The organism is Deltaproteobacteria bacterium HGW-Deltaproteobacteria-6, from assembly GCA_002840435.1.
Classification (GTDB): domain Bacteria; phylum Desulfobacterota; class Syntrophia; order Syntrophales; family Smithellaceae; genus UBA8904.
On sequence record PHAT01000014.1, the window covers coordinates 2104 to 11738 of the forward strand.

Here is a 9635-nt window from a genome sequence, read left to right on the forward strand (position 1 = left end):
ATGAGCGCACCGCAGAGCTGAAACAGACCATTGCGCAGCTGGAAGAAACGAATCGTGTTTTTGTCGGCCGGGAGATGAAAATGGCCGAACTCAAGGCAAAGATTGCGGAGTTGGAGGGGAAATGATTACAGAGATCAGGAGAAGAAGATTACAGTGATTGAAGGACGGGATTACTATGATTAAAGACAGGATTGCATTGATGCCGGAATCGTTGTAATCATCTTTTAAAATCGCTGTCATCAAGGAGTATTATGATGCTACTGGACATGCGGACAATATTTTTCTCTTACGTGCTGATGGACGCCGTCTGTCTGGCTGTCATGATCATTTTGTGGCGGCAAAACCGCGAACGATTTGCCGGAACGCTTCTGTGGATCGCCAATTATGCGATGCAGTTTGTGGCGATCCTGCTGATTGTCCTGCGGGGTGTCATTCCCGACTGGGCCTCCATTGCGCTGCCCAACGCACTGGTATTGACAGGCGCGTTTTTCGGATACCTGGCCCTGTTACGTTTTGCCGGGGCAAAGCGCAATCAACTTTTTAATTATATATTTATTCCGGCGGCGATCCTGATGCACATCTATTTAATGCTCGCTCAGTCCGGCGTGGAAGCCAGAAATCTCAACACGTCCATAGGTCTGCTGGTCGTAACTTTCCAGTGCGCCTGGTTTGCGCTGATTGGTGCATCGGCCGCTTACCGGCCGCTGATGCGCCGGGTCGGCGTGGTTTTTGCCGGATACAGCGTATTAAGCCTTTTGCGCATCGGCCATCATTTCACCGTGGTTGCTCCCCGGACCGATTTCTTTATGCCCAGCACGTTCGACGCGCTGATGATTATCGCCTATGAACTTTTATTTGTCGCTTTGACCTTCAGCCTGGGACTCATGTACAATAAACGTCTTTTGTTAAACATCCGGACGCAGGAAGAAAAATTTTTCAAGGCTTATCATTCTTCGCCCTATGCGCTCAGTATCGCGAGGATGTTTGATGGCACGATTATCGAAGTCAATGAAGGTTTTGTGAAGGTCAGCGGATATGATGTTTCGGAGATTAAAGGAAAAACAAGCATTGATTTAAAACTGTGGGCTCGGGACGAAGATCGCAGGATGGTCATAGGCGAAATATCCCGGAACGGCACAATCCGGCAGCGGGAGTTCCAGTTCCGGAGAAAGTCGGGAGAAATCATTACGGGACTCTTTTCAGCGGAGGCCATCACCATCAATGATGAAAAGTGTATCCTGAACAGCATTGAAGACATCACCGAGCACAAAAAAGCGGATGAAGGCCTGAAGGAAACAAACATTTATCTGGAGAGGCTGAACAATGCGCTGGTCGATGCGATATTTGTCGTTAAATATCCGGAACGGGTCATTGAATATTTAAATGAAGCCGCCATCAATATTTTCGGATACGCCAAAGAAGAAGTTCTGGGAAAGAACAGCCTCATGTTTTACCCCGGCCAGGAGGGATATCTCCGCAGCACCGGCATTTTTCAGGAAACCATTTTGCAGAAAAAGAATCTTGCCCGTTTCGAAACGACTCTGCAGAGAAAAAACGGGGAGACTTTTCCCGCCTGGTTAACTGCGTCATTTCTCAAAGAAAACGAAATGGTTACAAAATTTATCGTTATTATCCAGGACATTACCGAACAGAAACGTTATAATGAGACCATCCTTCAGCTCAACGCGGATCTGGAAAAGCACGTCACACAGCGGACTCAGGAACTGAGCAACACCCAGATAGCGCTTCTGAATCTGGTGGATGATCTGAATGCGAGCGCCAGAGATATTATATCCGCCAACCGGTCGCTGGAGGCAGTCAACAAAGAGCTGGCGGCATTCAGTTATTCCGTTTCCCACGACTTAAGGGCGCCGCTCAGAAGCATCGACGGGTTTAGTGAAGCGCTGCTGGAGGATTATGGGGACAAACTGGATGATGAGGCAAAAAATTATCTGGAAAGAATCCGGCGCGCGACGCTGAATATGAACCGGTTGATCGATGATCTGCTCAGCCTGTCGCGGGTGTTGAAATCCGATTTTTACCGCCAGGATTTCGATTTAAGCGCCATGGTTCGCGAAATTGCCGGTGAGCTTCAGCAGAGAAATATGCTGAAAGGCCTGGTTCTGGATATTCAAGATGGCATCATTGTCAAGGCGGATCAGCGCCTGATCAACATCGCCGTGAACAACCTGCTGGAGAATGCCTGGAAATTTACAGGTAAAACCGAAACCCCGCATATTGAATTCGGCGCTGATGTGCAAAAGGGTGAGACGGTGTTTTTTATCCGTGATAACGGCGCGGGGTTCAACATGGAATATGTCGACAGGATTTTCGAAGCGTTTCAGCGCCTTCACCGGATGGAAGAATTCCCGGGAACGGGGATCGGGCTTGCAACCGTCCAGCGAATTATTAACCGTCACGGCGGGCGAATCCGGGCCGAAGGCGAACCGGGAAAGGGGGCCACGTTCTTCTTCACCCTGGGCGAGTGAAAAAGAGATTACCCAAGATATTTGAAAGTCAGACCGTTTCTTATTTAAAAGCGTCTGATATAAAAGTCGGACTGCTTGTCAATTTTGGCAATAAGAGCTGTGAAATAAGAAGGCTAATGATATGAAGAAAGATTACAGAATGAAGAACACGATTACAACGATTGTAAAATCGCTGTAATCATCCCCGAAGGAGTTATTATGTTGAGCCCCCTGAGAGTGCTGATGGTTGAGGATTCGGAAGACGATGCCTTGCTCCTGATTCGAACGCTGAGAAAGAACGGCTATGAACCGACAGCTGAGCGGGTGCAAACATCGGAAGACATGACTCTGGCTCTGTTGCGTCAACCCTGGGATATTATCTTGTGTGATTTTCATCTGCCGGGTTTCAGCGGCATCGACGCCATTGCGCTTGCAAAAAAAATGAATGTCGATATTCCCATCATCGTTGTATCCGGCGCCATTGGCGAGGAAATGGCCATGGATTGCATCCACCGCGGAGCATCCGACTATATTATGAAAGGCAATCTGACGCGTCTTGGGCTGGCAGTGAAGCGAGAGCTGCAGGAGAAGGAGATGCGTGCCAGGCAAAAAAAGGACGAAGAGGCGCTGCGCCAAAGCGAAGAAAAATACCGGACGATACTGGAAAGCATCGGGGATGGTTACTACGAGGCGGATATAGACGGCAACTTTACTTTTTTCAATAATGCCTTATGCCGGATATGGGGATATCCTCCAGAGGAGCTGATGGGCATGAACAACCGGGCCTATACGGATGAAGAAACGGCCCAAAAATTATATCAGGCTCATAACAAAGTTTACCGCACAGGAGAACCGGGCCGGTTATTCGATTATGAAATCATACAAAAGAATGGAGACAGAAAGGTCATCCAGTCATCTTTTACCCTGCTTAAGGATCAAGACGGTAAAGCCATCGGTTTCAGAGGAATCGTCCGCGATATCACAGACCTTAAACAGATGGATAAAGAGCGCCAGCACAGTCTGGAACAGCTGAGGAAATCACTGGAGGCAACCATTCATGCCATGGCGGTGACCGTGGAAGCGAGAGATCCTTACACGGCCGGACACCAGCGACGGGTGGCCGATCTTGCGTACGCCATCGCCCTGGAGCTGCATTTGGAAAACAACCGGCTCAGTGGCCTGCGCATGGCCAGCACCATTCATGATCTGGGAAAAATTTCCATTCCCTCCGAAATTCTCACCAAGCCGACTAAACTGTCCAATATAGAATTTGAAATCGTTAAAACACATGCCCAGGCCGGGTATGACATATTGAAGGATATTGATTTCCCCTGGCCGATTGCCCGGATCGTGCATGAGCATCACGAGCGGATGGATGGATCCGGGTATCCCAATCATTTAAAAGGAGAGGATACTCTGCTGGAATCGAAAATACTGACGGTCGCCGATGTGGTGGAAGCCATGGCCTCCCACCGTCCTTACCGTGCGTCCCTCGGCATCGAGCCGGCATTGAATGAAATCATTAAGAACAGGGGCATTCTCTATGATCCGGATATTGTGGACGTCTGTCTGCGATTGTTCAGGGAAAAGAGATTCAACTTTAAAGCGTAAAATGATTACAGCGATTTCAAAAAAACGATTACAATGATTAGAGGCAGCGATTACAGCGATTTTTTATCGCCGTAATCATCTTTTAGAATCGCCGTAATCTTTCCTTTCCAGGAGGAAACATGTTAACACCTCTGAAAGTGTTGATGGTTGAAGATTCGGAAGACGACGCTTTGCTCCTGATCCGCACGTTGAATAAGAGCGGCTATCAGACGGAGGCCGAACGGGTGCAGACGGCGGAGGACATGACCCTTGCCCTGTCGCGTCAACCCTGGGATATTATTTTGTGCGATTACAATCTGCCGGGGTTCAGCGGCCTCGACGCCATCGGGATTCTGAAAAAATCAAATCTTGATATTCCCCTGATCGTTGTTTCCGGCACCATCGGCGAGGAAACGGCCCTGGACTGCATTCACCGCGGGGCTTCCGATTATATTATGAAAGGCAATCTGACGCGTCTCGGCCTGGCTGTTCAGCGTGAACTGGAAAAGAAGGCGATGCGCGTCAGGCAAAAGCAGGACGAAGAGGCGCTGCGGCAGAGCGAGGAAAAATTTAAAACCATTGCGAATTATACCGTGGATTGGGAATCGTGGTTTGGACCGGACGGAAAATATCTCTGGGTTAATCCGGCCGTGGAGCGCATTACCGGCTATTCGGCGGATGAAGTTCTGGCTATGCCGGATTTTATTTCCGTGATCATCGCCGAAGAAGACCGCGGCTCGTTTTTACAGCACTTTCAAAAAGCTCTTACCGGAACCCGGGGCGAAAACTTTGAAATCCAGTATTTTCATAAGAACGGCGCAAAACTCTGGTTGAGTGTTTCCTGGCAGCCGGTCTTTGACGCATATGACAATTTTCTGGGTATCCGCACCAGCGGCCGCAATATTTCAGCCGTCAAAAAGGCCGAGGAAGAACACCGCAATCTGGAGAAGCAACTGTTTGAGGCGCAGAAGATGGAAGCCATGGGTACACTGGCAGGCGGCATCGCGCACGATTTTAATAATATATTAAGCGGCATCATGGGCTATGCGGAACTGGCCGGACATCAAAAGGATGAAGTCATCCGCCGCCAGAACATTCAGCAAATTCTGAACGCGGCGGAACGCGCCAGGAATCTGGTTAAGCAGATCCTGTCCTTCAGCCGCCATGTGGAGCCGGATAAAAAACCGACGGATTTGCAGACGGTTGTGCAGGAAGCCATGAGGCTCCTGCGCGCCACAATACCCAAGACCATCGAAATGAGACAGGAGCTGGCCGATCAGCCGTTCGTCATCCATGCCGATTACACACAGATGCACCAGGTCATCATGAACATCTGCACAAATGCCGCTCACGTCATGGGGGAAAAAGGCGGTATTCTGAGCGTGCGTCTGGCCAGGAAAAATCTTTCCGCCGGGCGGGCAAGCGAGCTTCATTTAAAACCGGGAGACTACGTCAGGCTCAGCATATCCGACACGGGAGAAGGCATTGATCCGGCCATCATCGGCAGGATTTTCGATCCGTTTTTCACGACCAAAAAAGTCGGCGAAGGAACAGGCCTCGGTCTGTCCGTCGTTTACGGCATTGTGAAAAATCACGATGGAATCGTGCAGGCGGCAAGCAAACCCGGTCAGGGAGCGACTTTCCACATCTATCTGCCCTGCCTCACGGGACAAAAGGCCGAAGCCGAATCATCAGAGGCCGAACAAATTCCTGGCGGTTCCGAACGCATCCTTTTCGTCGATGACGAAGAAGAATTAGTCGAATTAGCGCACAATATGCTGACCGGACTCGGCTACTCGGTCACAACCTGCACGGACAGCGCGGAAGCGCTGAAGATTTTTCAGGCTGATTCCGGCCAGTTTGATGTGATCATCACCGATATGACCATGCCGCGCCTGTCCGGCAGTGAACTGGCGCAGCAGATTATCAAACTGCGGCCTCATCAGCCCATTATTCTCTGCACAGGATACAGTTCCTACATCAATGCCGAAAAAGCGGCCCGGCTGGGTATCAAAGCTTTTCTCCTCAAACCGGTTACCAGGCGGAAGCTGGCAGAAGCCGTGAGAAAGGCGATTGATGAAAATGATGGCGGAAGTTCTTCCCGCTGATCCTTTTTTTGTACCCTTGTCTCCCGCAATCTTTACCGGCTTGACAATGGCGGAATACATCGTTAAGATATTCCCAGTAATTGCCGATAGTTAATATGCAAAGCAAAGAACTCGCAAAAATGCCGCAAACGCTGCCGTTACCGCAAATAACCTTCAGGTATTCAGGCCACGCGCGGGAATGAGAAAAATGGGGCGGCTTTTACGAAACCGTCAACAGGACATGAGGAGAATATTTATGGATACACAGCCTGATAAAAAGCAGGTTCAGGAATGGTCGGACTGGCAAAAACATCTGAATGAATATCTCGTGGATTCCGTGCAGCGATCGATCATTTTTACGGATATTCTCCGCAAAAGAGGAAACAACTACATCAAACATATCCGCAGCGGCCAGCCGCCGGTGCTGACGTTTAACTATGAGCTGATCCTCAATGCCAAGAATTTCCAGCATCCCGCCAATTACGCGCTGGTCAGAATCTCCGACCGCCGCAAGAAGGATGCGGCGCCCGGCCATGGGGAACGCCGCCAAAAGAGCAAGGAACGTCCGGAAAAGCCCAAAAGGCCGATTGTGATCATTGATCCGCGCGCCGGCCACGGCCCGGGCATCGGCGGTTCCAAACGCGACTCGGAAATAGGCATGGCTCTGGAGCACGGCCATCCGGTTTATTTTATCCTGTTTTACACCGATCCCATTCCCGGCCAGACCCTCCCGGATGTTATAGAAGCCATCGAGAAGTTCATTGAGAAGGTTGTCGAACTGAATCCCTACGCCGACGCGCCGGCCGTCATGGGCAACTGTCAGGCGGGCTGGGGTGCGGCGCTGGCGTACGCGGACCGGCCCGGCATCGGCGGGCCGCTGGTGCTGAACGGTGCGCCGCTGTCTTACTGGAGCGGTGTCTCCGGCGTCAATCCCATGCGTTATAAGGGAGGCCTTCTGGGCGGCGTGTGGGTCAATTCCCTTTTAAGCGATCTGGGCAACGGCGTTTTTGACGGCGCCAACCTGGTTCTGAACATGGAGCTCTTGAATCCGGCCAATACCTTCTGGGCCAAGCAGTATAATGTTTATTCACAGCTGGACACGGAAGAGGAGCGCTACCTTAACTTTGAAAAATGGTGGGGCGGTTTCTTCATGATGAACACCGACGAAATCCACTATATCGTCAACAACCTCTTCGTCGGCAACAAACTCGAACGCGGCAAACTCGAACTGCGCGAAGGACAAAAGCTCAGCCTGAAAAATATTTCAAGTCCGATCCTGGTATTCGCGTCGATGGGCGATAACATTACCCCGGCCCAGCAGGCGCTCAACTGGATTCCCCGCGTTTACAGCTCTGTGGAAGACATTAAAAGACACGGCCAGGTTATTGTTTACATCGTTCACAAAGACATCGGCCATCTGGGAATTTTCGTCGCCGGTTCCGTTGCCAAAAAGGAACACAATCAAATCATCAGCAACTTTGACATGATTGATTTTCTGCCGCCCGGCCTTTACGAGATGGTGATCGAAGGCGATATCAAGAGCGAAAAATTTACCACGGATTTTGCGCCGCGCACCTTTGCCGACATCGCTGCTTATGACGACGGAACATCTGATGAAACGGATTTCAGCGTGGTGGCCAAGGTATCCGAGGCCAACGACAACCTGTATCAGCTGCTGGCGCGTCCGTGGGTGAAATTCTGGTCCACGGAACTGGGCGCGGAAATCATCCGTTATCTGCATCCGCTGCGCACTCAGCGATATCTGTTTGCCGACATCAACCCCCTGATGCGCCCGCTGAAAAACATCGCCTCCATAACCAGGCAGAACCGCAAGCCCGCGGCGGCGGATAATCCGTTTACAGCCATGGAAAAAGATTTTGCCGCATATATCGACGGTATCCTGGATATTTACCGTGACTATCGCGATCTCAATCAGGAAACCTTGTTTAAACAGATTTACAGCAGTGACTGGCTCAGACGTCTCTTCCCGCCCCTTGAGGCGGAACCGTCCCTGGAGGAGCAGGAGGAGCGCGCCGATTATGATAAGCGGCTTCTGGCGATGGAGCAGGGAGGGGTGGCTGAAGGTCTTATTCGCGTCTATATGGCCACGGCCAGAATCAGCCGGGGTGTCAAAAGGCAGCATTATGAAATCGGAACGGAAATCGCCGTTACGCACAAGGTATTGAGCAAACTGCGTCCGTCTCAGTTTAAAAAGATCATGCAGGAGCAGACCGCCATTCTCCAGGCTGATGAGGAAAAAGCCATCAATGCCCTGTCGGTCCTGATCAAAAACAAGGACGACCGTATGGAAGCCTTAAGCATCGCCCGCCGGCTCTTCCTCGCGGATGGCGCATATAACGACGATGAGAAAATCATGCTCGAAAAGATCAAAAAAGGACTGAAGCTGTAGCGTGTTTATCAGATAAACGACGTAAAAAGGCGGTTATTAAAACCGCCTTTTTACGTGAAGCTGAACCAACCAGACTTGACAGACTTTGTGTAAGGATGACCCGGTAATCATAACAGCTGCAGCAGACTTCCTGGACGCCATATATATCCTTCATGTTCTTGGATGACGGCGTTGACAATGATCGGCCATCCTCAGGTCTTCTTCAAATCCGCAGTGCAGTGCCCGCAACGCGAGGCTTTGATGGGAATGCTCATCAGACAGTAGGGGCAATCCTGGGTCGTGGGAGCCTCTGCCTGCTTTTGGTGGAGCTTGTTGACGCTGCGAATCAAAAGAAAAATTGCCAGGGCGACAATGAGAAATGAAATGATCGTGTTGATGAAAACACCGATATTCATTGTCACGGCGCCTGCCTGTTTGGCCGCGGCCAGGGAGGCATACGGAGCGGCAGCCTTAGCCCCGTCTTTCAAGACAATAAATAAATTGGAAAAATCGACATTGCCCAGGAGCAGACCGATGGGTGGCATGATCACATCAGCCACCAGTGAGGTAATGATAGATCCGAAAGCGGCGCCGATGATGATACCGACGGCCATGTCCAATACGTTTCCGCGTAAAATAAATTTCTTAAATTCTTCTACCATGAGTTCCTCCTTTGCTTTTCAGATTTTGCTCCCAGCGTTTTTTTTGCAGGCGGAAGCGCCCGGGCATGACTAAATCATTTCCTCTTATGCTTTATTCGTAATTTATAATGCGTGGTTGTAACACAGGTTGCGTTAAACTTCAGCCATTTTGATCACTGCGGATTGAAATGCTGCGTGCATTGGGAGAAATAGAAAAACAACAGAATAGGAACGAAGTCATGGTTCGGGCTTATCATTATGACTGGTATAAAGAAAGTTCCGGCAGACGATTTTTCAGTCAAGGATTTTCTGCCGTTTCAGATGCTGCGGTATTTCGGCGATCTGTGATGCCCTGCCTGCCCTTAAAAGGTGGCCGGGCAGCGGGATCCCGGCCATTTGCTCCGCGAGTTTCACGCAGTCCAGAAGCTTGGTAAGATCAATGCCCGTTTTGATTCCCATT

General features: G+C 50.3%; 6 protein-coding genes. 5 read left to right on the forward strand and 1 reads right to left on the reverse strand.

The features are described 5' to 3' along the window. Positions 1-251 precede the first annotated feature (251 nt). From CVU71_18205 to CVU71_18225, 5 genes are all read left to right on the forward strand, one after another. On the forward strand, positions 252-2489 hold the full coding sequence (locus CVU71_18205) for a hypothetical protein (protein ID PKN16932.1): 2238 nt from the start codon (positions 252-254) through the stop codon (positions 2487-2489). Continuing rightward, positions 2486-2614, forward strand: a complete 129-nt coding sequence (locus CVU71_18210) for a hypothetical protein (GenBank protein PKN16933.1) — start codon at positions 2486-2488, stop codon at positions 2612-2614. The genes CVU71_18205 and CVU71_18210 overlap by 4 nt, the downstream gene beginning before the upstream one ends. A gap of 73 nt (positions 2615-2687) precedes the next feature. Continuing rightward, on the forward strand, positions 2688-4079 hold the full coding sequence (locus tag CVU71_18215) for a histidine kinase (protein ID PKN16934.1): 1392 nt from the start codon (positions 2688-2690) through the stop codon (positions 4077-4079). 119 nt (positions 4080-4198) lie between these two features. Next, entirely contained in the window at positions 4199-6166 is a 1968-nt protein-coding gene (locus tag CVU71_18220) for a hybrid sensor histidine kinase/response regulator (protein ID PKN16935.1), read from the forward strand. A gap of 178 nt (positions 6167-6344) precedes the next feature. Next, positions 6345-8555 (forward strand): poly(3-hydroxyalkanoate) synthetase, encoded by a 2211-nt coding sequence (locus CVU71_18225; GenBank protein PKN16936.1) that lies wholly within the window; start codon positions 6345-6347, stop codon positions 8553-8555. Between the two features lie 191 nt (positions 8556-8746). Here CVU71_18225 and CVU71_18230 read toward each other — a convergent pair whose 3' ends face one another. Next, positions 8747-9196 carry a large conductance mechanosensitive channel protein MscL gene (locus CVU71_18230; protein ID PKN16937.1) on the reverse strand — a complete coding sequence of 150 codons (450 nt, stop codon included), beginning with the start codon at positions 9194-9196 and terminating at the stop codon, positions 8747-8749. Between the last annotated feature and the right edge of the window lie 439 nt (positions 9197-9635).

What these genes read in the sequence shown, in the direction of transcription:
- CVU71_18205 (PKN16932.1), top strand. Translation starts at nt 252, where the DNA reads ATGATGCTACTGGACATGCGGACAATATTTTTCTCTTACGTGCTGATG.
- CVU71_18215 (PKN16934.1), top strand. Translation starts at nt 2,688, where the DNA reads ATGTTGAGCCCCCTGAGAGTGCTGATGGTTGAGGATTCGGAAGACGAT.
- CVU71_18220 (PKN16935.1), top strand. Translation starts at nt 4,199, where the DNA reads ATGTTAACACCTCTGAAAGTGTTGATGGTTGAAGATTCGGAAGACGAC.
- CVU71_18225 (PKN16936.1), top strand. Translation starts at nt 6,345, where the DNA reads ATGAGAAAAATGGGGCGGCTTTTACGAAACCGTCAACAGGACATGAGG.
- CVU71_18230 (PKN16937.1), bottom strand. Translation starts at nt 9,196, where the DNA reads ATGGTAGAAGAATTTAAGAAATTTATTTTACGCGGAAACGTATTGGAC.